The 24,453-nt window shown below is 68.3% G+C and carries 25 protein-coding genes; 12 read left to right on the forward strand and 13 right to left on the reverse strand.

The window, feature by feature from the left end; genetic code table 11:
- Positions 1-11 precede the first annotated feature (11 nt).
- Complete coding sequence (locus tag DEJ18_RS00500) at positions 12-524, reverse strand: MarR family winged helix-turn-helix transcriptional regulator (protein ID WP_181434131.1); 513 nt, start codon at positions 522-524, stop codon at positions 12-14.
- 118 nt (positions 525-642) lie between these two features.
- Here DEJ18_RS00500 and DEJ18_RS00505 point away from each other — a divergent pair, with 118 nt between their 5' ends.
- Together DEJ18_RS00505 and DEJ18_RS00510 are read left to right on the forward strand one after the other, a co-directional pair.
- Positions 643-4,179: a proline dehydrogenase family protein gene (locus tag DEJ18_RS00505; protein WP_111209770.1), complete on the forward strand. Its 3,537-nt coding sequence runs from the start codon at positions 643-645 to the stop codon at positions 4,177-4,179.
- A gap of 171 nt (positions 4,180-4,350) precedes the next feature.
- Positions 4,351-4,563 carry a hypothetical protein gene (locus tag DEJ18_RS00510; RefSeq protein ID WP_111082662.1) on the forward strand — a complete coding sequence of 71 codons (213 nt, stop codon included), beginning with the start codon at positions 4,351-4,353 and terminating at the stop codon, positions 4,561-4,563.
- Positions 4,564-4,628: 65 nt separating this feature from the next.
- Here DEJ18_RS00510 and DEJ18_RS00515 read toward each other — a convergent pair whose 3' ends face one another.
- The 6 genes from DEJ18_RS00515 to DEJ18_RS00540 form a co-directional block, all read right to left on the reverse strand.
- Complete coding sequence (locus DEJ18_RS00515) at positions 4,629-4,970, reverse strand: hypothetical protein (RefSeq protein WP_111209769.1); 342 nt, start codon at positions 4,968-4,970, stop codon at positions 4,629-4,631.
- Positions 4,967-5,965 (reverse strand): SDR family oxidoreductase, encoded by a 999-nt coding sequence (locus tag DEJ18_RS00520; protein WP_111209768.1) that lies wholly within the window; start codon positions 5,963-5,965, stop codon positions 4,967-4,969. Before DEJ18_RS00520 ends, DEJ18_RS00515 begins: the two co-directional genes overlap by 4 nt.
- A 120-nt stretch (positions 5,966-6,085) precedes the next feature.
- A complete protein-coding gene (locus tag DEJ18_RS00525; RefSeq protein ID WP_258376853.1) occupies positions 6,086-6,886 on the reverse strand; it encodes a YqjF family protein in 801 nt (266 codons plus the stop codon).
- Positions 6,883-7,725, reverse strand: coding sequence for a nitroreductase family protein (locus DEJ18_RS00530; protein WP_111209767.1), 843 nt, complete (start codon positions 7,723-7,725; stop codon positions 6,883-6,885). Before DEJ18_RS00530 ends, DEJ18_RS00525 begins: the two co-directional genes overlap by 4 nt.
- Before the next feature lie 28 nt (positions 7,726-7,753).
- Positions 7,754-8,122, reverse strand: coding sequence for a hypothetical protein (locus DEJ18_RS00535; protein WP_146241490.1), 369 nt, complete (start codon positions 8,120-8,122; stop codon positions 7,754-7,756).
- Between the two features lie 40 nt (positions 8,123-8,162).
- The gene (locus tag DEJ18_RS00540) at positions 8,163-8,600 is read right to left on the reverse strand and encodes an Lrp/AsnC family transcriptional regulator (RefSeq protein ID WP_111082657.1); all 438 of its coding nucleotides are present in this window, start codon (positions 8,598-8,600) and stop codon (positions 8,163-8,165) included.
- Between the two features lie 206 nt (positions 8,601-8,806).
- Between DEJ18_RS00540 and ddaH the strand changes: the two genes are divergently transcribed.
- Together ddaH and rocD are read left to right on the forward strand one after the other, a co-directional pair.
- Positions 8,807-9,697 carry a dimethylargininase gene (ddaH, locus tag DEJ18_RS00545; RefSeq protein ID WP_220034294.1) on the forward strand — a complete coding sequence of 297 codons (891 nt, stop codon included), beginning with the start codon at positions 8,807-8,809 and terminating at the stop codon, positions 9,695-9,697.
- Positions 9,697-10,932: an ornithine--oxo-acid transaminase gene (gene rocD, locus DEJ18_RS00550; protein WP_111209766.1), complete on the forward strand. Its 1,236-nt coding sequence runs from the start codon at positions 9,697-9,699 to the stop codon at positions 10,930-10,932. Before ddaH ends, rocD begins: the two co-directional genes overlap by 1 nt.
- Positions 10,933-11,003: 71 nt before the next feature.
- Here the strand turns inward: rocD and DEJ18_RS00555 are convergent, their stop codons facing one another.
- On the reverse strand, positions 11,004-12,005 hold the full coding sequence (locus DEJ18_RS00555; RefSeq protein WP_111209765.1) for an SDR family oxidoreductase: 1,002 nt from the start codon (positions 12,003-12,005) through the stop codon (positions 11,004-11,006).
- Positions 12,006-12,128: 123 nt separating this feature from the next.
- Between DEJ18_RS00555 and DEJ18_RS00560 the strand changes: the two genes are divergently transcribed.
- Complete coding sequence (locus DEJ18_RS00560; RefSeq protein WP_111209764.1) at positions 12,129-13,139, forward strand: aldo/keto reductase family protein; 1,011 nt, start codon at positions 12,129-12,131, stop codon at positions 13,137-13,139.
- 608 nt (positions 13,140-13,747) lie between these two features.
- On the opposite strand, the gene DEJ18_RS00565 is transcribed toward DEJ18_RS00560, so the two are convergent.
- The 4 genes from DEJ18_RS00565 to DEJ18_RS00580 all read right to left on the reverse strand — a co-directional run bounded on the left by DEJ18_RS00565 (position 13,748) and on the right by DEJ18_RS00580 (position 17,686).
- A complete protein-coding gene (locus DEJ18_RS00565; RefSeq protein ID WP_146241489.1) occupies positions 13,748-14,686 on the reverse strand; it encodes a hypothetical protein in 939 nt (312 codons plus the stop codon).
- The gene (locus DEJ18_RS00570; protein WP_220034293.1) at positions 14,683-15,759 is read right to left on the reverse strand and encodes a hypothetical protein; all 1,077 of its coding nucleotides are present in this window, start codon (positions 15,757-15,759) and stop codon (positions 14,683-14,685) included. Before DEJ18_RS00570 ends, DEJ18_RS00565 begins: the two co-directional genes overlap by 4 nt.
- Positions 15,760-15,781: 22 nt before the next feature.
- Positions 15,782-17,008: a DNA cytosine methyltransferase gene (locus tag DEJ18_RS15930; RefSeq protein ID WP_111209761.1), complete on the reverse strand. Its 1,227-nt coding sequence runs from the start codon at positions 17,006-17,008 to the stop codon at positions 15,782-15,784.
- A 198-nt stretch (positions 17,009-17,206) separates the two neighbouring features.
- Entirely contained in the window at positions 17,207-17,686 is a 480-nt protein-coding gene (locus DEJ18_RS00580; protein ID WP_146241487.1) for a hypothetical protein, read from the reverse strand.
- Positions 17,687-17,981: 295 nt separating this feature from the next.
- Here DEJ18_RS00580 and DEJ18_RS00585 point away from each other — a divergent pair, with 295 nt between their 5' ends.
- The 4 genes from DEJ18_RS00585 (at position 17,982) to DEJ18_RS15935 (ending at position 20,539) form a co-directional block, all read left to right on the forward strand.
- Complete coding sequence (locus DEJ18_RS00585) at positions 17,982-18,314, forward strand: hypothetical protein (protein ID WP_220034292.1); 333 nt, start codon at positions 17,982-17,984, stop codon at positions 18,312-18,314.
- A 488-nt stretch (positions 18,315-18,802) separates the two neighbouring features.
- The gene (locus DEJ18_RS00590) at positions 18,803-19,636 is read left to right on the forward strand and encodes an FtsK/SpoIIIE domain-containing protein (RefSeq protein WP_284178003.1); all 834 of its coding nucleotides are present in this window, start codon (positions 18,803-18,805) and stop codon (positions 19,634-19,636) included.
- Positions 19,633-20,034, forward strand: coding sequence for a hypothetical protein (locus tag DEJ18_RS00595; RefSeq protein WP_111209758.1), 402 nt, complete (start codon positions 19,633-19,635; stop codon positions 20,032-20,034). The genes DEJ18_RS00590 and DEJ18_RS00595 overlap by 4 nt, the downstream gene beginning before the upstream one ends.
- A 43-nt stretch (positions 20,035-20,077) precedes the next feature.
- On the forward strand, positions 20,078-20,539 hold the full coding sequence (locus tag DEJ18_RS15935; protein ID WP_502866250.1) for a replication initiator: 462 nt from the start codon (positions 20,078-20,080) through the stop codon (positions 20,537-20,539).
- A gap of 9 nt (positions 20,540-20,548) precedes the next feature.
- Here the strand turns inward: DEJ18_RS15935 and DEJ18_RS00600 are convergent.
- Positions 20,549-21,741, reverse strand: a protein-coding gene (locus DEJ18_RS00600; protein WP_111209757.1) for an IS3 family transposase whose coding sequence is annotated in 2 segments (ribosomal slippage) — positions 20,549-21,454 and positions 21,457-21,741 — 1,191 coding nt in all. Because the reading frame shifts where the segments join, the coding sequence is not laid out codon by codon here.
- Between the two features lie 57 nt (positions 21,742-21,798).
- Here DEJ18_RS00600 and DEJ18_RS15940 point away from each other — a divergent pair.
- From DEJ18_RS15940 to DEJ18_RS00610, 3 genes are all read left to right on the forward strand, one after another.
- Positions 21,799-22,041 carry a tyrosine-type recombinase/integrase gene (locus tag DEJ18_RS15940; RefSeq protein ID WP_181434129.1) on the forward strand — a complete coding sequence of 81 codons (243 nt, stop codon included), beginning with the start codon at positions 21,799-21,801 and terminating at the stop codon, positions 22,039-22,041.
- Positions 22,038-22,772 carry a DUF7662 domain-containing protein gene (locus tag DEJ18_RS00605; RefSeq protein WP_111209756.1) on the forward strand — a complete coding sequence of 245 codons (735 nt, stop codon included), beginning with the start codon at positions 22,038-22,040 and terminating at the stop codon, positions 22,770-22,772. Before DEJ18_RS15940 ends, DEJ18_RS00605 begins: the two co-directional genes overlap by 4 nt.
- Positions 22,773-22,840: 68 nt before the next feature.
- Positions 22,841-24,445 (forward strand): hypothetical protein, encoded by a 1,605-nt coding sequence (locus DEJ18_RS00610; RefSeq protein ID WP_146241485.1) that lies wholly within the window; start codon positions 22,841-22,843, stop codon positions 24,443-24,445.
- Positions 24,446-24,453: the final 8 nt, after the last annotated feature.

Below are 24,453 nucleotides of genomic sequence, written 5' to 3' on the forward strand. Positions count from 1 at the left end.
CCTGGGCGCGCTCAGCCGTTCCGGTGACCGCCGTCCGTGCTGCGGGCACCGGCCGCGACGTCGGTGTCGGTGTCGACCGGGCCGAGCGCGTCGAGGACGCGGCGCGAGACCGTCCGCAGCGTCGCGGCGTCGCCCGCCACGGGCCTCCAGAACAGTTCCTCGAGCGCGGCGGTGTGCGCGCGGATGCCGGCGAGGACGGCGCGGCGGCCGTCCGGTGTCATGACGACCCAGCTGCCGCGCCCGTCGCTCGGGCAGTCGGCCCGGGCGACGAGGCCCCTGGACACCATGCGCGTGACCTGGTGGCTGACGCGGGACTTCTCCCAACCGATGCCCGCGGCGACGTCCCGGACGCGGAGCCGGTGGTCCGGGTCGCGGTGCAGGCCGATGAGGATCTCGAACTCGGGGATCGAGATCCCGGCACCGCGCTGGACGGCCAGGTCCAGCGCCCGGTCGAGCCGGCGCCAGACGTCGTGGAACGCGTCCCACGTGGCCCAGTCGTGGCCGTCAGCGCCGTGCTCCACCATCCCGCCAGCGTATCCACGGCGGAGACCCATCGGGCCGAGGATCATCCGTCCGGCGGACTCCTGGACGGCACACGGCGGCCTCCGAGGTGACGTCGGGGGAGCGGCATACGATCGGGTCATGCCGCGCGCCCGCCTCCAGGACTGCTCCGACGACGCGCTCGCCCTCGTCCGGCGGTGGCTGGACGCGTCCCGCGGCGTGAAGCCCGACCCCGGCGCCGTCCGGCTGGCCGAGGTCCTGCGCGACGAGCGCGGACTCGACTTCGCGCGCGGCTTCGTCGACAAGGTGATCCGCCCCGACGACCCCCGCGTCGCGGCGCGCAACCTCGAGAAGGCCAGTCGCGACGTGCCGGACTTCCTCGCCTGGTACCTGCGCGGCGCGGTGACGGTCGGCGGCGGGTTCGCGACCATGGCGCCGTGGGCCGTCATCCCGTCCGCACGCCGGGTGCTGCGACGGCTCGCCGGACACCTCGTCGTCGACGCCCCTGCCGCCCGGCTCGGACCGGCGCTCGCCAAGGTCGCCGGTCGTGGCACCCGGCTCGACGTCGTCCCCCTCGGTCCCGCCGTGCTCGGTCCGGACGAGAGCGCCCGGCGGCTCCGGTGGATCACCGACCTGCTCGGCCGGCCGGACGTCCCAGCCGTGTCCTTCGCGGTGTCCGAGGTCCTGCCGCCGTCCTCGCCGTGGGCGCTCGGGGCTGCGACCGAGCAGGCGGTCGAGCGGCTCGTCCCGGTGTTCCGCGCCGCCGTCGCCGGGGGCAGCACGATCACGCTGCAGACCGGCGACCCGCGCGAGCTCGACCTGACCGCAGCCGTCTTCCGGACCCTGCTCGACCTCGACGAGTTCGCGCACCTCACCGCCGGGATCACCCTGCCGGCCGCGCTCCCGGACAGCGTCGGGGCGCTCGCCTCGCTGACCGAGTGGGCGACGGCGCGACGCTTCCGCGGTGGCGCACCGATCCGGGTCCGGCTCGTCAAGGGAGCGCACGGTGCCACCGAGCTCGCCGACGCGCTCGTGCACGACCGCCCCCTGGCGACGTACGCCACCCGCCAGGCGACCGACACCGCGCTCCTCCGGCTGCTCGACGCCGCGCTGGCGCCCGAGCACACGGACGCGGTCCGGGTCGCGCTCGCCGGCCAGGACCTCTTCGCGATCGCCGTCGCCCGCGTGCTCGCCGAGCGTCGCGGCGTGACCGACGCGCTCGAGGTCGAGATGCTCCTCGGGATGACCGGCACCGCCGCCGACGCGGTCCGCGCCGACGTCGGGACGCTCACCCTCGCCACCCCGGTCGTGCAGCCCGACGCGTTCGACGCCGCGATCCCGTACCTCGCCCGACGGCTGCGCGAGAGCGCGACCTCGACGGCGTTCTCGATCGGCACCGACGACGCCGTGGCCGAACGGGAGCGCGAGCGCGCCGTCGCCGCCGTCGCCGCGCTCGACGACCCGGCGCCGTCGACCCTCCGCACGCAGGACCGCCGGGTGCCCCTCGGCGCCCCCGCGATCACCGCGGTGCACCCACCGGCCGCGGACACCGACCCCACCGTCTCCGCGAACCGGGAGTGGGCGGCGGACCTGCTCCGCCGGGTGCCGCGGTCGCAGCTCGGCACCGCGACCATCCGCGGCGCTCGGGTCACCGACCGCCCGCGACTCGAGCGCACCATCGCCCGCACGGCCCAGGCGGGCGTCAACTGGGGCCGGCAGGACCCGCAGGACCGCGCCGAACTGCTCGACCTCGTCGCCCACGAACTCGAGGTCCGACGCGCCGACCTCGTCGAGGTGGTGGTCGCCGAGACCGCGATGACCCTCACCGAGGCCGACCGGCAGGTCAGCGGTGCGATCGACGCGGCCCACCACGCTGCCGACCGTGCCCGGCACCTCACCGACGTCCCCGGCGCCGTCTTCGTGCCGCCACGCCTGACCGTGGTCGTGTCGCCGTGGAACTCCCCGGTCGCGACCCCGGCCGACGGCGTGCTCTCGGCGCTCGCCGCGGGCAGCGGGGTCGTGCTGAAGCCGTCCCCCCTGGCCAGACGGTCCGGTGCGGTGCTCGCCGACGTGCTCTGGGACGCCGGGGTCCCGCACTCGCTCCTGCAGCTCGTCGACCTCGACGTCAGCGAGCTCGGTCGCGACCTCGTCGCCCACCCCGCGGTGGACCGGGTGCTGCTCACCGGGTCCCCGGACACCGCACGGTCCTTCCGGTGGTGGCGGGCGGGTCTGCCGCTCATCGCCGACACCGGTGCCGTCAACGCGGCGGTGGTGACCCCGGCCGCCGACCTCGACCAGGCGGTCCGTGACGTCGTCACCTCGGCGTTCACCCGGTCCGGGCAGGCGAGCGAGGCGGTCTCGCTCGTCGTGCTGGTCGGTTCCGTCGGCGAGGACGACCGCTTCCGCCGCCAGCTCGCCGACGCCACCCGTGCCCTCCGGGTCGCCTGGCCGACGGACCCCGCCGCGCAGGTCGGTCCGCTCGTCGTCGAACCGACCGGCATCGCCCGGGCCGCGCTGACCGAGCTCGCCCCGGGGGAGTCCTGGCTGGTCGAGCCGACCGTCCTCGACGAGTCCGGTCGGCTCTGGTCGCCCGGCGTCCGCGTCGGGGTCCGCCCCGGCAGCGCCTTCGCGCAGACCGCCGCGGCCGTCCCCGTGCTCGGGGTCGTGCACGTCGAGACGCTCGACCAGGCGATCGCGATCCAGAACGGCGGCGAGCACGGCCTGGTGGAGGCCCTGCACACGCTCGACGTCGACGAGGTCGCCGCGTGGACCGACCGCGTCACCGCCGGCACCCTCGTCGTGAACCGTCCGACGACGGACCTGGTCGTCGGACGTCAGCCCTCCGGCGGCCGGGGACGGGCCGCGGTCGGTGCCGGCGCGAAGCGCGGTGGCCCGGAGTCCGTCGCCGTGCTCGGCCACTGGGCGCCCGTGCCCCGCACGGTCCACAAGAGCATCCAGCTGCAGGGGCTGCCGCCGCGCGTGACCGCCCTCATCGAGGCGTCCCGGAGCGGTCTGTCCTTCGAGGAGTTCGACCAGGTCCGCGCCGGTGCCACGAGCGACGCCGCGGCACGCGAGACCCGGTTCGGCAGGTCCCGCGACACCGCCGACCTCCGCGTCGAACGGAACGTGCTCCGGTACCGGCCGCAGTCCGTGGTCGTCCGGCAGTCGGAGGACGTCGGCACCGGGGACCTGGTCCGGGTGCTGGCCGCTGCGACCGCCGCCCGGGCGCACGTCCTGCTCAGCACGGCCCGCGCGCTCCCGGGCCCGCTCACCCAGCTGCTCGCCGGGCGTCGCGCACCCCTCGACGTGGTCGACCACCTGGTCGAGACGGACGAGGAGTTCCTGGCCCGGGCAGCGTCCGGCGCCCTCCTCCGCGAGGACTGGTCGGGCGGCTCGGACGAACCGCAGGACGCCATCGACATCGTGCTGTCGCAGGGCTTCGAGCCGCGGCCGCACACCGCGTTCGCCGGCCCGGGCTCGCGGATCCGGTTGCTGGGCGGGGACCCCCTCGCGCTCGAGGAGGCGCTCGGTGCCGGCATCGACACGGCGATCCACGACGCGCCGGTGGTCGAGGCCGGCGTCGTCGAGATGGCGCACTTCCTCCGCGAGCAGACGGTCTCCGTCACGGCGCACCGGCACGGCGACCTCGACCCGGAGTTCACGCGGCTGCGTCTCTGAGTGCACGTGGTGCACCGGTCAGGAGGCCCTGCCCGCGTCCGGTGTGCGGCCTGCGTGCCCCGGGCCTCCCGTCCGCACGCCCCGGCACGCCTCCCGTCGCGCCCCGTCCGGTCAGCGCAGACCTGGGCCGTGCCCGTGAGGCGGACGCGCACCCGGCGTAACGTTCGGACCATGACTGCAGGAGAGCGTGACAACGGGGTCCAGACCGAGCCGATCATGGACGGTGCGACCGACGCGACGAACGAGGACAAGCTGCACGGACTCGTGGAGCAGGTCCAGCACGACCACGGTGACGAGGGTGCCGGTGTCATGGCCGACCACCTCCGCGACCGTCTCGACGAGACCGGTGTCGAGGCCGATGACCCCGCATCCGAGGTCGAGTAGCGGCACGCTGCCGGACGCCCCCGCCGACCGTCAGATCCGCGGGGGCGTCCTCGTGTGCGTGGGGCTCAGCGTTCCCGGCCGCGGCCCACGAGCGCGATCTCGAGCACGGTGAGCAGTGCCGCGATCCAGAGCTGGCGGACGGCGAAGCGGCGGGACTGCCGGTCGAGGAGTGCCAGCGGCACCATCGTCGCGCCGTGCGTGGCGTCGACCAGTGCGCTGACGGTGTGCGCGTCGGGTGACCCCGCCCGGAGCAGGAGGCCGGCCTGCGTGAGCTGCCGGACCCCGAGGACGCGACCGAGGACCGCCGGGCGGCCGAGGGCGCGACGGGACCCGAGCAGGTGCACGACGCCGATGCCGACACGGAGCAGCTCGACGACCCGGACCCGGTCCTGCCGTGCGCCGCTCATCGGCGACGTCCGGCCGCGGCAGCGACGGCCAGCCCGGCGACGCCGAGCGCTGCGCCGAGGATCCCGTTGCCGAGTCGGCGGTTCTCGACCCACCACGTCTGTGGTGACCACTCGTGGGACTGTTCGTCGAACACACCGTGCGCGCCGTGGTCGCCGGGGACCGGCTCGTACAGGTTCATCCCGATCTCCTCGCCGTCCTTGTCCGGGACCTGTTGCCCGCTGACGAGCGTCTTCGCCGCGTACCAGTCCGCGAAGCGGCCGCTGATCCGGTTGGCGAGGATCGTGTAGACCGTCGACTCGCCCACCCAGGTGCGACGACGAGGGTGTTCGGCGGTGACGGCGATGGCGCGGGCGCCGACCTCCGGCTGGTAGATCGGGGCGACCGGCTGCGCGTGGTGGGGGAGCGTCGACTTCACCCAGCCGAACTGGATGGTGTTGAGGGCGGGCATGTCGACCCGGCTGACCTGCACCCGGCTGCCCTGCTCGATGAGCTCGGAGACGACGGACTCGGTGAACCCGACGATCGCGTGCTTCGCGCCGCAGTACGCAGCCTGCAGCGGGATGCCCCGCGATCCGAGGGCCGAGCCGACCTGGATGACGTGGCCGCGGTCGCGGGGGACCATCCGCCGCAGGGCGGCACGGGTGCCGTTCACGAAGCCGAGGTAGGTGACGTCCAGGGCACGCTCGAAGTCCTCCGGTGCGGTGTCGAGGAACTTCCCGAACACCCCGACCATCACGCCGTTCACCCACAGGTCGATCGGGCCGAGCTCGGCCTCGACGCGGTCCGCGGCGTCCTCGACGGCCTGGCGGTCCGACACGTCGGCGACGAGGGCGAGGCCGCGGCGTCCGGCCGCTTCGACCTCGGCGACGGCGGCGTGCACGCCCTCCGCGCCGCGGGCGAGGACGGCGACGTCCCAGCCGCGCGCCGCGAGCTCCCGGACCGTGGCCCGTCCCAGTCCAGCCGATCCACCGGTCACCACAGCCACTCGTGTCATGCCTCCCTTCTACCCGGCCCTCCGAGCGCGCGGTCAGCCGCTGCCCCCCGCACAGCGCGGCGACAGCCGGCCCGCGCCTCGGCACGCGGCGCCGGCGACGGCCCCCACCGCGTCAGCGGGTCAGGCGCGCGGACCGGCGAAGCGCGTCACCACGCCGGGGGCGTACAGCACCGAGTCCGGCTCGAGCTCGGTCAGCCCGAGGGGGAGGCCCGCGGCGCCGACGAGGTCGTCGCGCAGCCGGGTGAGCGACGCCCGGTGCACCACCCAGGCGTCGTGCTCGTTCGGCCACCACGAGGTCCGGCCCGCCCGCCCGACGTGCATGCCCCACCGTGCGGTGAGGAACGACTCGACCGGCGTCGGCTCGGCGATCGGTGCGCCGACCTCGACCGCCAGCACCGAACGCAGGTGGGTCCCGTGCCGACGGACCGCGTAGGCCAGTCGGTCGCCGTCCCGCCGTCGGGCCACCCGCGCCCAGTGGTACGGCGTCCCCGTGACGACCCGGGCCGCCACGGCGGGCAGGGCCTTGCCGGCGTCCAGTGACAGGAAGACCACCCCTCGGCGCCCCGTGTCGTCACGCGTGTAGACCCGCACGTTCACCTCGAGGAAGTCCCCGACACCGCCGGTCCGGCCGAGGGGCCCGAACGGCGGGAAGCGGGTGTCCTCGAAGCTGAACGCGATGAGCCCCACCCACGTGGTCACCCCGTCGTCGGAGCCGTCGGGAGCCATGGTGTCCGGTCGGGTCCCGGCGGGGAGCAGCGGCGCGACGGCGGACACGTCGACCCGCCAGTGCACGAAGACGACGTCCCGCCAGGCCTGCTCGATCCAGGGCCGCCCCGGCAGCGCGGGCGCGGTCGACGAGACCTGGTCGAGCGGCGGACCCGGGAGGACCGGATCGCCACCCGCTGGCACGGTCGCCGTCACCGGGCGGTCCCGTCCGTCGCCCCGGGTTCGATGTGCCCGACCGCCGAGACGTCGTCCCAGCCCTGCTGCGGCGTCGCGCACGTGCCACGGAAGACGTACTGCGAGGGCCGCTTCCGCTCGTTCGACACCCAGTCGATCGCGGGGCGTCGGCGCTCCGGCGGGGTGTACCCGATCCGGTACACGGCCATCAGCTCGAGTTCCGGCGGCACCTCGAGCAGCCGTTCGACCTCGTTCCACGACTCCTCGATCTCCATCGGGAACGACACGAACTGGATGCCGAGGCCGAGCTCGGTGGTGGCGAGCCAGATGTTCTCCATGGCGGCTCCCATGCTGAACACCGAGTAGAAGGCGTTGCGGGCCTCCTTCCGGTACTCGTCCCGGTCGAGCATCACGCCGAGCAGCAGGGGGGAGCCTGCGACGAGCTTCCGGTTCTCCTCACCGAGCGTCTGCGGCACCCGCAGCGCGTTCATGAGGAACTGGCCGCGCTTGGTGAACACCTGGTTCGTGAACGGGCGCAGCGGCGCGGGCAGCTTGTCGAACAGCATCCCGGAGCGGCGCTCGTCCATCTCGGCCTGCGAGAACCGGAAGTACGGCTTGTAGCGCTCGAAGAACGTGCCCTCGGACATCGTCGTCGTCATGGTGCTGCCGCTGATGTCCGCGATCCGGTCGATCGTCTCGCGCTCCTCGACCAGGACGAACCGCCACGGCTGGCTGTTGAGCTGCGACGGCGCCCGGCCCGCAAGCTCGACCAGCAGCCGCTGGTGCTCCTCGGACACCGGGTCCGGCAGGAAGGCGCCGTTCGTGGTGCGCCGTCTCCGGATCGCCTCGATGAGTTCCACTGGTGTCCTTCCGCGTCGACGGCAGCGGTCAGCGCCGCGCGAGGACCGCCCCCAGGTAGGACGGTGCCGCGGCGACCGCGACTCTCCAGTGTGCTCCGCCGCGGGGGTTCGTGCGTGGAGCGAGCGCCAGGGGGACGAGGGCCGGCAGCAGGAACAGGGCCGACCGTGAGCGCGTCCACAGCGGGGTGGTCGCGGCGGCACCGGTGAGGACGGCGGTGGTGACGAACAGGCCGTGGTGGACGACCCGCAGCTTGCGCGTTCGGATCACGCGCACGGCGACGGCCGTGCCCCACAGGCAGTTGACGACGTAGGCGACGGTCGCGGCGGTGACCATCCGCCGGGCGGTGGCCGACCCGACAGGCCCGCCGCACCTCCCGGCTGCCGTCTTCCGTTCCATGGACGCGAACCTACCCTCCCCGCGGAACGCGAGGGGGCGGTCAGTCGGAGCTGCGGCTGACGAGCTTCGAGAGCACGATCGCCGAGCGGGTGTGGTCGACCTGGGGCGCGAGGCGGACGCGGTCGAGGGCCTCCTCGAGCGCCGGCAGGTCCCGCGAGCGCATGTGCACGACGGCGTCGGCGCTGCCCGTGACGGTGCCGGCGTCGACCACCTCGGGGACGGCGTCGAGCAGCGTGCGGAGCTCGTCGGGGGAGACCGTGCCGCGGCAGTACAGCTCGACCCAGGCCTCGGTGCCGCGGTCGTCGACCGCGGGGTCGACCTTGATGGTGAAGCCCTGGATGACGCCGTCGGCGACGAGCCGGTCGACGCGGCGCTTGACGGCGGAGGCGGAGAGCCCGACGACCGAGCCGATGTCGCCGTAGCCGGCGCGGGCGTTCTCCCGGAGCTGGTCGAGGATGCGGTGGTCGAGCGAATCCATTGTGCCGATCCTACGCGGGCTCCTTGCGAGCAGATGTGCTCGGACGCACGAAACGTGCGCCCGAGCGGTGTCGCGCTGGAGGCCTCCTGTGCCAGACTCAGAGCAGGCGTCGACCTGGTCCGCCTCCGGCGAGTGAGCCTGCGTCTCGTCGGAGCTCTCACCGTGGTGGTTCCTGGCAGGCTCGGGCCCCGGTCCTGGAGGACCTCGTGTCGAACACCGCACCCCAGCCCACCGCCCCGCTGCAGCGCACGGCCACGCACCGCACCGTCCTGATGTGCAAGCCGACCCACTACACGGTCAGCTACCGGATCAACCCCTGGATGCACCCGGAGGAGCCGACCGACACCTCGAAGGCCGTCGAGCAGTGGCAGTCCCTGGTCGACGTCTACGAGCAGCTCGGCTTCGAGATCCACCAGATCGACCCGCTCGAGGGCCTGCCGGACATGGTCTACGCGGCCAACGGCGGCTTCGTGCTCGACGGCATCGCGTACGGCGCGAAGTTCCAGTACCCGGAGCGTCAGCCCGAGGGTCCGGCGTACATGGACTGGTTCCGCCAGGCCGGCCTGACCGTGGCCGAGCCGGAGGAGACGAACGAGGGCGAGGGCGACTTCCTGCTCATCGGCGACACCATCTACGCCGGAACCGGGTTCCGCTCGGACAGCACCTCGCACGAGGAGCTCGCCCGGGTGTACGGCCGCGAGGTCGTCACCCTCACGCTCATCAACCCGAGCTTCTACCACCTCGACACCGCCATCGCGGCGCTCGACCCGGTGCCCGACGCCGAGGGCAGGTCGAACATCGCCTACCTCGAGAGCGCCTTCGACGAGCCGTCCCTCGCGATCCTGCGCGAGCGCTTCCCCGACGCCATCATCGCGACGGAGGAGGACGCCGCGATCCTCGGCCTCAACTCGTACTCCGACGGGTACAACGTCGTGATCGCCTCCCGTGCCACCACGTTCGCGTCGCAGCTCCGCGAGAAGGGCTACAACCCGATCGGCGTCGACCTGTCGGAGCTCCTCCTCGGCGGCGGCGGCGTGAAGTGCTGCACGCTCGACCTGCACCCGATCGGCACCGGCACCTCGGTGGCGCGGTCCTGATGGCCGGCGCGCTCGGGGCGAACACGTCCGCCGCGCTCGCCGTGGAGGACCGCACCCTCGCCCACAACTACAGCCCGCTGCCGGTCGTCATCGCGTCCGGGCAGGGTGCGACCGTCACCGACGTCGACGGCCGTACCTACCTGGACGGACTCGCCGCCTACTCGGCGGTGAACTTCGGCCACGGCAACCCGCGCCTCCTCACCGCTGCCCGCGACCAGCTCGACCGGGTGACCCTGACCAGCCGGGCGTTCGTCACCGACCGGCTCGGGCCGTTCGCCGAGGGGCTCACCGCGCTCACCGGCACGGAGATGATGCTGCCGATGAACACCGGCGCCGAGGCGGTCGAGTCCGCGATCAAGGTGGCCGGAGCCTGGGGTCACCGCGTCAAGGGCGTCCCGCAGGGGCGGGCCACGGTCATCGTCGCGAGCGGGAACTTCCACGGCCGCACGACGACGATCATCTCGTTCTCCGACGACCCCTCGGCGCGGGACGACTTCGGTCCGTACACGCCCGGGTTCCGGACCGTCCGGTACGGCGACGCCGAGGCGCTGCGGGAGGCGATGGACGAGACCGTCGTCGCCGTGCTGCTCGAGCCGATCCAGGGCGAGGGTGGCGTGGTCATCCCGCCCGCGGACTACCTGCCCGCGGTCCGGCAGGTCTGCGACGAGTTCGGTGCGCTGTTCATCGCCGACGAGATCCAGTCCGGCCTCGGACGAACCGGCCACACCCTCGCCGTGCAGCGGGTCGGCGTGACACCGGACCTCGTCACGCTCGGCAAGGCGCTCGGCGGCGGGATCGTGCCCGTGTCCGCCGTGGTCGGTCGCGCCGACGTGCTCGGGGTCCTGCGCCCTGGCGAGCACGGCTCGACCTTCGGCGGCAACCCGCTCGCGGCGGCCGTCGGCACCGAGGTCGTCGCGATGCTCGCCGAGGGCACGTTCCAGCAGCGGGCGCTCGACGGGGAACCCGTCCTCCGCGGGTTCCTCGACGAGCTCATGGACGAGGGTGTCGTCGCGCACCGCGTCGCCGGACTCTGGGCCGGGATCGACATCGATCCCGCGCTCGGCACCGGCAAGGAGGTCGCGAAGGACCTCGCGGCCCGCGGTGTCCTCGTGAAGGACACGCACGGGTCGACGATCCGCTTCGCCCCGCCGCTCGTCGTCACCGACGACGAGATCGCCACCGCGATGCAGGCCCTCGGCGCGGTCCTCCGCGCCCGCCCTTCGCGCGGCGCCTGACCCGCGGCGCCCGGCAGCGCCGGGAGGTGCAGGACCGGCCCCGCCCCGCGCCTCCCGGTCGTCGGCGCTCGCTAGACGCGACCTGGCGCGTACGCCTCGGCCAGCCGGTCCATGAGTGCGTCCTTCTCCTCGTAGACGACCTGCGCCTCCGGGTGGGCGTCGTACCAGGCGACCAGTTCGCGGGCACCCTCACGGAACGTCGTCCGCGCCGCCCAGCCCGGCACGAGCGTCCGCACCTTGCTGTTGTCGAAGACCATGCTGTTCGCCTTGTCGCCGACGACCCCGGCGCCCCACTCGGCGTCGGCGGCCATGATCGCGTCCGAGGGGACGTGCACGATCGTCGGCTCGGGCGCTCCCGCCGCGGCCGCGACCTCCTGGTGGATGCGGTCCCACGTCGGCGACTCCTGGCCGGTGATGTGGAACGCCTCGCCGATCGCCTCGGCCCGGTCGAGCACCCCGACGAACGCGACCGCGAAGTCCCGCACGTGCGTCAACGTCCACAGCGAGGTCCCGTCGCCCGGCACGATGACCGGCTTGCCCCGACGCATGCGGTCGACGACCGTCCACCCGCCGTCGAACGGCAGCAACGTCTCGTCGTAGGTGTGCGACGGCCGGATGATCGTCATCGGGAAGTCGTCCTGCCGGTAGGCCGCGACGAGCAGGTCCTCGCACGCGATCTTGTCCCGCGAGTACTGCCAGTACGGGTTCTTCAGCGGCGTCGACTCCGTCACCGGCAGGTGCGTCGGCGGGGTCTGGTACGCCGAGGCCGAGCTGATGAACACGTACTGCCGGGTCTTCCCGGCGAACAGGTCGATGTCGGCCTGCACCTGGTCGGGCGTGAACGCCACGAAGTCCGCGACCACGTCGAAGGTGCGATCGCCGAGCGCCGCCGCGACGGCGTCGCGGTCCGACACGTCGGCCTGGAGGCGCGTCACCGCGTCCGGCAGCGCCCGCTTCTCCGTCGTACCCCGGTTGAGCACGCTGACGTCGAAGCCCTGGTCCACCGCCTCGCGGACGCAGGCGGCGCTGATGACGCCGCTCCCGCCGATGAACAGCACACTCGGTCCGGACATGGATGCTCCCTTGCTCCCGGCGGTGCATCCGCACACCGCGTCCCTTGCGATCCTGCACCGTCGACGCCGCGTACCGTCACGGGCGGTGCCGCACCGACGCGGCCACGACAGGAGTGACAGCACATGGAGTACCGCTACCTCGGCAACTCGGGCCTCAAGGTCTCCGAGATCACGTACGGCAACTGGCTCACCCACGCCTCCCAGGTCGAGAACGACGCGGCGATCGCCTGCGTCAAGGCCGCCCTCGAGGTCGGCATCTCGACGTTCGACACCGCGGACGTCTACGCGAACACCGGCGCCGAGACCGTCCTCGGTGAAGCGCTGAAGGGCGAGCGCCGCCAGTCGCTCGAGATCGCCACGAAGGTCTTCGGGCCGACCGGTCCCAAGGGGCACAACGACACCGGGCTGTCGCGCAAGCACATCCTCGAATCGATCGACGGCTCCCTCGGCCGCCTGCAGACCGACTACGTCGACCTGTACCAGGCGCACCGCTACGACCACGAGACCCCGCTCGAGGAGACGATGCAGGCGTTCGCCGACATCGTCCGTCAGGGCAAGGTCCTGTACGTCGGTGTCTCCGAGTGGACGGCCGACCAGCTCCGCGCCGGGGCCGCCCTGGCGAAGGACCTCGGGTTCCAGCTCATCTCGAACCAGCCGCAGTACTCCGCGCTCTGGCGGGTCATCGAGGAGGAGGTCGTCCCCACCTCGAAGGAACTCGGCATCTCGCAGATCGTCTGGTCGCCGATCGCCCAGGGCGTGCTCACCGGCAAGTACCAGCCCGGTCAGCCGCTGCCCGAGGGCTCGCGTGCCACGGACGACAAGGGCGGCGCGAAGATGATCGAGCGCTTCATGAACGACGAGGTCCTGTCGGCCGTGCAGGAGCTCAAGCCGATCGCCGACGAACTGAGCCTCTCGATGGCGCAGCTCGCCGTGGCGTGGGTCCTGCAGAACGAGAACGTGGCGTCGGCGATCATCGGCGCCTCGCGGCCGGAGCAGGTGCACGACAACGCCGGCGCTGCCGGGGTGCAGATCCCGGCCGAGCTGATGAGCCGCATCGACGACGCCCTCGGTGGTGTCGTCGAGCGTGACCCGGCGAAGACGAACGACAGCAGCCCGAAGACCCGCGAGGCGTAGGCCGCGCTGCCCGGCCGGGAGGAGCCTCCCGGCCGGGCTCGCACAGCAGGAAGTGGCTCGAACCGCCTGCACGCGCCCGCGGCCGCGCCGATCAGCGCCCAGCAACGTGAAGAGCCCCTCACTTCCGTGAGGGGCTCTTCACCGTGGCTGGACGCGGCGTCGATCCGCGGACCTTTCGATTTTCAGTTGTAATCCTTGAAACAGTTGATGCTCACGAGTGCTCGTTTACCGCGTGATTCCAAGGATCTAGTGCTGGTTGATGGAGGCTAGTGACCGGTGGTTACACCCACGTTACCGGCCCTGTACCGGCCCGCTCGGTTCCTGCGGGACGGTGCCAAAACAGCCATGGATGCGCTGCGCTAGGGCAAGCGCCGTGTCCCGATCGAACTGCAGCGTCTGGCTCACCTTCGCGCCGGATGCGCGTGCGTCCGACCCAAAGGAACTCAGCTGAAGTAGGGTAGTGCCATCGCTCAGCGACACGACCTGAACAGCCACATCGACCTCTGAGGGGTGAGGGCGACTCGTTTGCTTACCGTCGAAGATGCTCCGGATGCGTGCCATAGCTGCAAGGATTGCACGAATGGCGTTAGGGCGAGCGTGATGCAGGGTTAGGGTTTCTCTACACGAGTGTCGAGCATTGCTCGAATCAGTGAGCGCTCCGCAATTGTGTTGTCTGGCTTGTTCGCTACTATCCTGAGGCGGTCGATGACGACTCCCCTCCGGCTCTCCATCAGGTCCCGGAGATGATCATCCTGCACGTGGTGAGGGACGGCCAAAAAGACCTGAGGGTGCAATAGTTCTTGTAAGTAGGTGGCCCACCTAGCAGGTTGCGGCTGCGCGAGCTTCATTGCCCAGTGCTGGCTCTGCGCGGCCGTCACTTGTCCGATGATCAGCCAGTGCCCTGCCTGCCGGTGATCCCTCCAGACAAACCCGCCAAGAGTGTCCACGCCGACGTCCTTCGCGCGAGCGCTCCTTGGGCGCGGATCTTGCATAGCCCACAGATCGAGAGCTCTTGCTCCATCGTGGAGCGCCTTCACGAATCCGGTTCCGCGATCGGTCGCGCCGATGTTCACTGCAGAAATCCCAAGGTGGGCAAGCGTGTTCGCCACGACTTCCTCGAGGGTTGCCTCCGCAGAGACAGGCGCGTCGATCCCGCAGGCATGGACCGTCGTGATCGCGAGCAGGGACAAATATGGAGAGTCTTCGCGAGTGAACGTGGGGTCTTTCACGGCGACGCTTCGTCGTCTAACCTCAAAAGGATAGAGTTCGCCGAGTTGCGCACCTCGCTCGCCGATCATGGAAAACACTGCATCTGCCCAAGACTCTGGGTCGTCCTCCACGTCTTCTGGAAGAAGGTAGCGCCGAAGAGGTCGCCGCACCCATTCGTTATCGACTATAACGTCCTGCAATGCGGCGGTAGTGATTCTATAACCAGCGAGGGCAGCAAGTTCGAGAAAGTCCGCTAAAGCGCTGACACGAGCATCTTGGCCGTAGCGATCGATATCTGGCTCGATCAGAACCGGGTTTGATAGGGCTCCCCCTGTCACTCGTCCTCCTCGGGCAAAGCCGCCTTGATAGCTCCGACAAGAGCGCGCGTAGATGCGGACAGTTCCTCAGCGGAGCGTACCTCTTCGAGCCCAACCTCGTAGCGCTTCACGTCGAGAGTCAGAAGCTCAATTGTGCGCGTCATTTGCTGCAGGCGCGGGCCAAGTTCTCCTTGACGTGCGACGTCGACCGCAAGAGATAAGGAGCCAAACTCCCGCAGGGCGGATCTAGCAGGCTCATGTGCGAGGACATCGGAGTAGTCGGTGACATCGCGGGAGTCAGCGAGGATCGGTCGGCCCGCCTCTTTCGTGGGCGTTAGGTCGGTTAGGACCTCAAGCAGCTTTGCCCCGTCGGCGGAGTCGATCTGCTCACGGACTTCTTCGTAGTTCAGGGTCGCGCGGCCGGACAGGCCAATGTATGTCAAGACGTTCGCTGTGCCGAGCAGACGGAGCCAGACGCCAAACCGCTCTTGCGAGACGTACTGAACGATCCGTTCGTCAAGTCCAAGCTCGTCTCTTGCAAACCGTAGAAGACCATACGCCAAGTATGAGGAGCGCACCCCACGTGCATTGCTGCCTACCTGTCGGCCGACGTCGTAGAAGACTCCACGGCTCGACTGATCAGCCGAGCGCCGCTCGACTTGTTGGAAAAGCCAACGTGCCTTCGCCTCGGCATTCCACTTCTTCATTCCGCTGATGTGTCTGAAGCCAAGGAATGACGCGACATCCTCAATGCCGTCCGCTTCCACCACGGGGAGAGCGGTCAGGCCCAACTCAGCAAGTTCTGCCGCTGATGCAGGAACGTCTGCCGCGAATTCGATACCGGCGTCCACAGCTGGGGGTAGTTGGTGCAGAATTATGAGTGCGGCAAGGCGACGGTTGCCTTCGACGACTACTCGTCGAGATCCTTCCGGCGGGAGCGTGATGAGAGGTTCACTCTCGAAATACCCGTTGGATAGATATGATTCGATCAGTTCTTCGAGGACGTCATTTTCCCAGAGGTATTCGAGGATTTCGGCTTGGGTGCTGCCTTGTACATCTTCGGGAAGGCGCGGATTTTGAGGATCGAGGTCCAAATTCTGGACGGGTACTAGCTCGCTAAGTCGATGCACTTGCTGTTACTCCTTCGATTGGCGCATGGCCGCGAGGCCCTGCTCCCGCTCCGGGATGCGCCTCTCTAGATCGGACCTGGTTGACCCACTTAGGGGGCAGAGGAGCCACTGCCGCGACTGGTGGTGGCGCGGAACTCCGCTTTCTCGTTGCAAGGCTCGGAGTGATTTCAATTTCAGACAACGGTCTTTGCGGGTTTTCGAGCAGTGAGCGAATCAATCTACCCATGGCTTCCGCAAGTGGTGGTGGCGTCGCGTTACCTGCCAGTCTGACGTTCGTTCGACTATTCTCAGTGAGCCGCCAATGCGGTGGGAACCCCTGTAGCAGCAGGCGTTCGGAGGGAGCGAGATGTCTGTTGTCCCAGTGAAACGGGCCGGTTGATGGCCCCGGGCTAGCCGGTAGGGTCCACGCTGGCCGATCTTTTGCGAGTTTCAGTAGAAAGGACCAGTATCTGGTTCGGTACCCGAAGAGTTCGACACCCGCACCGCCCCCTCGGGCGGTCAGATACTGGTAGTTGCTACCCTCCGGAATGCTTGGCAAGAGTTCGGCGTACTTGCCGCTCAGGAGGGGGAGATCGTCTGGATGGCTGTCCCCCAGCGCATCCCAGGCGGTGCGATGATCTGAGGCGTGGGACTTCGGTAGCTCCATCGGAAGAGTGACAGGATCGCGCAGCGCGATCACGATCGCTCGTTGACGGTGTTGAGGGACGCCGTAGTCGGCTGCATCGACCGTCCATGAATGGAGAGCATAGGAGGTGCCGTGCCGCTTATTGATCTCGGCAAAGCGATCCTGGATTATAGGTGCTGCATTATTGCGGCCTGCGAGGAAGCCGGAGACGTTTTCCATGAGCACAGCGCGCGGAAGGAATCGCTCTACAAGATTCATCATTCCAGTAACAGTTTGCCCACGTGCATCGGTCACGCCGCGTTTTGGAGCCGACCATTGCGCGGCCTTGCTAAACGGCTGGCATGGTGGGCCGCCCGCGATGAGGGCCAGCTCACCGAGTTCGAGGCCGACGGACGCCGGATCGAGCACATTACCTGCGGCGACGACGTCGCCGGGCTCAAGCTGTTTCCAAGCGGGGCGGTTCTTGCGCATCGCGGACACCGCGTCGGCATCAATCTCGAGGGCTCCTACATGCTCAAAGCCAGCGGCCTCCAAGCCCAGATCTAGGCCTCCGATACCGCTGAAGCAGGACAAGGTAGTTAGCGGCATGGGGCCTCCGTTCTTCAGTGTTGAGCTCAACAAGTCAGGTCCATCTTGTCAAGTTTGATGCACCTCGACCTCGACCTCGACCAACTGCTTGGCGGAGGCGGGGAGGTGGCGGCGCGGGGAGGACCGCACGCACCGCACTCCGCGCCGCCACCACCCCCGCCCGGCCGGAGGCCGGTCTTGAACGAGTAGAGAAAGTTCTCACAGGCCAGCCCGCGCGCCCTCATCCGCTGAAATGAGCCGTTGGGCTGCGTCACCGACGGGCCCGCCGAGGTCACGCAGATCGTAGAGGGAGAGCGACGGGATACCCGCCCTGACTGTCTCGATGTCCGGAGAGTCCGACACGAGCTGCTGCACTGCGGCCAGGGTGGCGTCGGAGTACCGGCGGATGAAGCCCTGCGACCCGGTGTCCTGAGCGCGTGCCAGGTCGGAGATCACGGGGCGCGGCTCGTGGACACGGTGCGCGTACGCGGAGAGCACTGCCCGAAGCTCAGTTCCGGCCTTCGAGATCTTGTGAGCGTCCGAGACGGCGGCCCGGAGCTCGTCCTGGACATCGGCAGGGCCTTCGGGCCAGCGGATCCGGCCAAGGTGCTCCGCGTCCTTCTTCGCCTTCTTCGCGAGCGTGGTGATGGCAGCAAGAAGCACTGGTGGGACGGTGCCCCACTCGATCGCTGATTCCATGCTTGCCTCCAGCTCTCAGGCTACCGCCCGTGGTCGCGTGCTCCGAGGAGCGAGCAAGGACAACTTCTGCGCTGGGTACAAACATTGGTTGACAGAATTAGCAGACGTGTGCAGATTGGCCAACAGCAACGATCGAGAGGAGCCAGACATGGCGATCCAGTCAGCAATCCCGGTGAGCTTCGACGCGTACTTCCCGAAGGGCGCGTTCATGGTGGGCGAGGTCGAGCCGGTCGTGAAGTGGTCCGATGATGGCCAGCGTCAAGGGTAGGACCTCGACAAGAACTCCGGTCAGCCGATGTGGCAGGTACGCGTCATCGACGCCGACCCTGACGCGCGCAAGGGTCAGAACGAGGTCACGGTCAAGATCATCAGTATCAGCGAGCCGGTCGCCCCGCCGGAGATTCAAGGCCTGCCGTTCCGTCCGGTCGTCTTCGATGGCCTGTCGGTCACGCCGTACGTGAAGGAGAACGGCGGCCGACCACGCGTCGCGTACTCGCTCCGGGCTCGCGAAATGAAGGCCGCCGCGAAGCCACGGGGTGGTGAGCGATGGGTTGGTCCGTTCGTAAGGAGGCCCGCTACTGGGCTGACGAGTTCGAGGGTTTCGCCCGACGCTTCCGGTGGGTGCTGATCGGACTTTTGGTCCTCACTCTCGTGGATCTCTTGACCACCTGGTTGCCACTTGTGTGGTGGCTCAACGGCTTCGTGGCACTGATCTTCGTGCTTCGCCGTCTGCGGGCGTTGGGCAACATCGACGAAGCCCTCCACCGAGCGCAGCAGCGCTCGATCTCCCGGCACATCGCGGCTGCCTGGCCATCTCTTGCGCAGACGCTCCGGCTCGAGGCGCATGGTCCGAGTGGATCGCGCATCGCGGCCGGTGTCGGATCACCGAGCTGGGACGCAGACGTATGCCTTGTACCGCTGTACCTCCCGAGCGGTCTCACTTCTGGGGACGTCGGAGCTCACCTGGACCGGATCGCAGCAGCATTCGGGTCGCGTCGCGCCACCTTGTCCGGGACGCGGATCGATCAGCTCGAACTTCGCCTGTACTACGCCGACCCTCTTGCCGAGCCGTTCGTACTTGCTCCAAGCGATGAGTGGGACGGACGAGCGGTCACGATGGGCCGGACTGAAGAGGGCGACGATTGGAGGCTCCGTCTCGGCCCGCACACGCTGGTTGCTGGTGCCTCGGGAAGCGGCAAAGCGTCGATCGTCTGGGCGCTCCTCTTGGGGCTCGCCGGCGCAGTTCGATCCGGGATGGTCGAAGTGTGGGGCGTCGACCTCAAGGGCGGCATGGAGCTCGGGATGGGTAAGCCGCTCCTTACTCGCTTCGCGAACGACTCGGTGCACGCGGTGACCATGCTCGAGGAGGCCGTCGCTCAGATGCAGGCACGGGCTCGCGAACTCGCTGGGACGACTCGACAGCACGAAGCTTCTACTGAGGCTCCCCTCGTGATCGTCCTGATCGACGAACTCGCTGCTCTGACGGCGTACGAATCAGACCGGGATCTGCAGCGCCGGGCGAACGCCAGCATCGCAACGCTGGCGTCACAAGGGCGTGCTGTCGGCTTCGTGGTGATCGCGTGCCTACAAGACCCACGCAAGGAGACGCTGCCCGCGCGGGGGCTCTTCACCCAGACGATCGGGCTTCGTCTCCGCGACCGGACCGAAACGTCGATGGTGCTCGGTGACGGCTCTGTCGCTGCCGGCGCGCTCTGCCACGAGATCCCGATCGGCGCGCCCGGCACCGCCTACGTCCTGTCCGACGAGCTCGCGACACCGCAGCGGGTGCGGGCTGGATACGCGGACGATGCCCTGATCACGCACACGGCACGAGCCTTCGCAGCGCCGCGCTTCAAGCCGGTGGTCGTACCTGAGACACAAAGTACGCGTGAGCCCGCCCGTCCGCGACGTCGGACGCGGAGCGCTGCTCAATCGAAGGAGGATTCATGAAGAACATCGCACGATCAGCATTGGTCATCGTCCTCGCTGGGGTGCTTGTCGCCGGCGGTGCGATCCTCCGCCACCTCGCCGCAGCGGAACACGCTCCGGCCGAGGCGAAACCGTCGATGTGCAACCTGCGCATCTCGTGGGACACGACGAACGGTGCAGAGCACGCGATCTACCTCGCGCCGGATCCTGCAGACCGTTCACTCGTCCAGCGGTACGGGCACATCGCCAACCAGTCGTGCACTGACGCGCAGCTCACCGACTGGATCAATCAACGACGCAAGGAGCACGCCGCGGTCGACGTCTGCCGTCCAGTGTTGCGTACAGACGAGGTGACTGGGTACGTGTACCCAATCGGATGCGCGGTCCCCGAACTGGTGGTGTCTGATGGGCCTCGCTGAGTCAGTCGCGCGCCGTCTCCGTAGTCCGGAGTTCGATCGTTGGATGCGTGGTGCCGCCCGGGTGGGCTTCTGCACGAATCCGGTTCGGCTTGTCGGAGCATCTACGACCTTCGGATCTGAGACGGGGGAGGAGCGTGCCCGGTTCTCGTCGGCCGACCAGCCGGATCACGTCCTCTTCACCCGCTGCGGCAACCGCCGCGCGCAACGCTGCGCCTCGTGCAGCCACGAGTACAAGGGCGACACCTGGCACATGATCATGGCTGGCGCAGCCGGCGGTATGAAGGGCGTTCCCAACTCAGTCGCGGCCCACCCAATGGTCTTCCTCACACTGACCGCTCCTTCGTTCGGAGCCGTACACGGCGCGGCCTGCGCCCGGGCCAAACCCTGCAGACACGGTCGTCGACCGGAATGCGGGACCGGACACGGAGGAGGCAGACCCGAGCTCGGCGATGCGATCTGCTCAGACTGCTACGACTACGAGGGGGTCTGCTGCACGGATAGGTGACAGTTGTAGTCACGCCGCGAGGGCGACGCTGGTGTTCATGATGGTTTCGAACTCGATGGGCGTCAATCGACCGAGGCGGGCCTGCCGGCGACGCCGGTGGTAGGTCCGCTCGATCCAGGTCACGATCGCGATTCGCAGTTGTTCACGCGTCGCCCAGGAGCGTCGGTTGAGGACGTTCTTCTGCAGGAGCGCGAAGAAGCTCTCCATCGCCGCGTTATCGCCACAGGACGCAACTCTGCCCATCGACCCGACCATGCCGTGGCGGGTGAGTGCCCGCCGCAGCTTCCGGCTCCGAAATTGCGATCCTCTATCGGAATGCAGGATGCACCTGGACACGTCGCCGCGCATCCGGACCGCGTTCTCCAACGCAGTCACGGCCAGCTTCGACTTCATCCGGGACTCGATCGAGTACCCCACGATCCGCCCCGAGTAGGCGTCCTTGACCGCGCAAAGGTAGAGCTTTCCCTCACCGGTGGTGTGCTCGGTGATGTCGGTCAACCACAGCCGGTTCGGCGCCGCCGCGGTGAACACGTGCCGTACGCGACCATGCTCAGCGGTCACCGTGCACAAGTCGTCGTGGACCGCGGGGCCGGGCTTCTTCCCGGTTCTGCCACGCTTTTTCCCGAACACGCTCCACCAGCCGTTGTCCGACACGATCGTCCACGCGGTCCGGTCCGCCATCGGTTCGCCGGCATCGCGGGCCTCGTCGACGAGGAGCCGGTACCCGAACTCGGGATCGTCCCGGTGCGCATCGAACAGCGCATTCGCCCGATACGCCCGCACCAGTTCGCTTGGCGAGACGGGGGCCGCCAACCACCGGTAGTACGGCTGACGAGCAAGCTGCAACACCCGGCACGTCACCGCGACGGGAATCCCATCCGCGGCCAGCTCGCTCACGAGCGGGTAGAGCCTTTTCCCGGCAGGTTGGCCTGAGACAGGTACGCCGCCGCCCGTCGGAGCACCTCGACTTCCTGCTCCAGGAGCCGGTTCCGCCGCCGGAGCTCGCGGACCTCGTCGGACTCTGCACGCGTGGTTCCGGGACGTTCCCCGTCGTCCACCGCAGCGCGACGCATCCACTTCGTCAACGTCATCGGGTGGACACCGAAGTCGGCGGCGATCTGCTCGATCGTCACTCCCGGCTCACGATTCCGAGCGACACGGACAACGTCATCGCGGAACTCCTGCGGGTAAGGCTTGGGCACGAGTGCATCCTTCCAGGCCAACCCCACCGGGCAAGCCAGATCAGATGTCACCTATCCGTGCAGCAGACCCGGCCGCGACTCCGCCTGCTTCTGGACCGGCCTGACTTCCGCATCCACGACCTCCGGCACACGCTCGCAACCCTCCTGTTCGACGCTGGCACTGCAGCCAACGACGTACAGGCGATCTTGGGTCACTCCTCGATGCAGGTCACCGAACGGTACAGCCGGGCTCGTTCCGACGCAGCGGTTCGAGCCAGCGGCGCTCTCGACCGGATGATCGGCGGAGAATCACAGTCATGACGTCCACCGAGATTCGCATGGGTCCTTGGCGGCCGCTGTACGAGTACCTCGCGCAACGTCCCGACGAAGCAGACATCGACATCACGTACGACGACGTCGAGGCAATCGTGCACCTGCGTCTCCCGACCGCGGCCCGGCAGCGGCCGGAGTGGTGGACCGTCATCCCCCTCAAACAGCGAGCTCGAAGCTGGCTTGCAGCGGGTCGGCACCCGTTCGCCTCTGACGCCGGTGTCGTCTTCCGTCGAACGGATCACCTGGCGGGGCATTCGTTGGAACGGCAGAGGCGATCGAGATCGATGATGGATGAATACGCAACGAGCGCCCTACTCGTGCCGCCGACGCCGGAAGCCGTTGACTGTGGGTGGTGGGAGCCGCACATCGTGTACGTCATCCACTTCCCCGAAGCAGAGGTGATCAGGGTCGGACTGACCCACGGGGACTCGAACCGAGCAACAATTCTCAGCGGCCCTGGTGGCACTGTGCTGCAGGTCAATCGGTTGGCCAACCGGTGGAGCGCCACGGTTCTCGAAGGAGCCTTCCTGCGTCTGGCGGATGACTTCCGGGTGGAGCCACCTCTCTGGCTCGCCCAGACGACCGGAGTCACTGAGTTCTGGACGGATTCCTTTGCTGCCCCCTCTGCTGACGAAGCTCTTGCGGTGGCTGGAGTTGCTGCGAAGCTCTCGAACTGGACTCTGTCCGTCCCCCGCTCCGATCGTGGCAGCGCTGAATAGTTTCGCTGGACTGTGGCTTCGCGCAGGCCGAGACGTTAGCATGCCTCAACAACGAGGTCTGGTGGATCGTGGAAATCTTATATGTGGTTCGATTCGATGCAACGTCGCGAAGCGATTCCGAGACGGATGAACGGCCGTACGACATCCTTCTTGAGAACGCCGCGAAATGGATAGTCGAGAAAACACCGAACGAGCCAGGGGTCGTTGATTTCTCCACCCACCAGACTCATACTCGCTGGAACGGCGGAGTCGTGAAGTGGGATGCAGCTGCCGTTGGGGGCGATCGAGTCCTTCGAATAGTCGTGCGGGAGCGTGAGCGGGCAGGTGTCGTATTTGAGACGCGCCTAACTATCGCGGACCTCCTTGGCAAGACGTCCGTCCGCGTCTCTCTGGCCCAAGAGGCAGTCGCCCCCGGGCTCTCGCCGGCTCCCGCTCCAGCGATTCGGCAGCCGACTCTGGTTTTGACGATCGCGTCCGATCCGCGCCTCTCGTTGACGGCGGAGGGTGCTGTACAGGATGGCCGTTACTTATTGATCCAGAGCGATGACGAGGCGAAGGCAGTGGGCGAAGCCTTGCGTTCTCCCACGCGCCTTCCAATCCTGCTCATGCACCCTCAGGATCAGGGGCAATGGGAATCAGCCAAGACGGCAGCGAGGCGTTTGATTGGCCTCGTCCGGGTGGTCATCGCTGGCTACCGTTACATGCGTGTGATTGCCAACGAAGTTCCCGGATTGCAACTGCCATTTGGTGGAGCGGTGCTCGTTTGGTCAGGTGGGGGCGCGGATCCCAGAACCTACTTGCAAAGTGAGCTGGTTGCACTAGGCCAGGAGGGATTGAGGACGAGCCTCATGGAGGTGCTGGCGGACCTCTCCGTCAGGTCCAGAGGCACTGATGTGGCGTGGGCCGAACTCAGGCGACTGAAGCTCGCCGAGATCACGGCTCGCGCGGCTCAGGAAGTATCCGCAGCGACGACGAGTGGGGATGACCCTGGCCAGCTCAAGGCCCTACGAGCGCAGGTCCACTCTCTTGAGACCCAGCTTGAGGAGTCCGAGGAACTGAGTCAGTCGTTCTCCAACGACGCGGACCGCGTCAGGGTTCAGCTTGCGGAAGAGCAGCAAAAGGTCCTGGACTTGGTTGCTAAGAACAATGCCCTCTCGTATCAGCTGTCAATCTCGAGTGCGGGGGAAGAGTCTGCGGCGGTGATGGACCTCGCCGCCGCGCCCGTCTTGCAGAGAAAGTCAGCCCAGGAGACATTCCGCTATCTTGAGCAGGCGTCGGAGGGTTTGATCGCCTTCACGCCGAACGCGGCGAAGTCATGGGAGAAGTGCGCGCTAAAGAATTACGACGAAATGACGCATGCGTTGGTGCAACTCACGCGTCTTGCAGTCGAGCTTTACCGCGATCCGGCGGACCGTCCGCAATTGGACGGGCGAGCGGATGATTGGTTCGAGAGTAATTTCGGCATCAAAGTATCGTTCCATGACAAGCAAATTGAGACTCACAAGAAAGCGGCAGCAACGTTCTTTTTCGAGGACGAGTCTTGGGACAATGTTCCGCATGTAAAAGTGACAGATGCGAAAGCTTGGTCAGATGTTGCCCGAATCCACTTTGCTCAAGACGATAAGGGTCGCAGGATAATCGTCAACCATGTGGGCAATAAGCTCTACAAATAAAGAGCTGT

Source organism: Curtobacterium sp. MCSS17_015 (assembly GCF_003234265.2).
In the GTDB taxonomy this organism is placed as follows: Bacteria; Actinomycetota; Actinomycetes; order Actinomycetales; family Microbacteriaceae; genus Curtobacterium.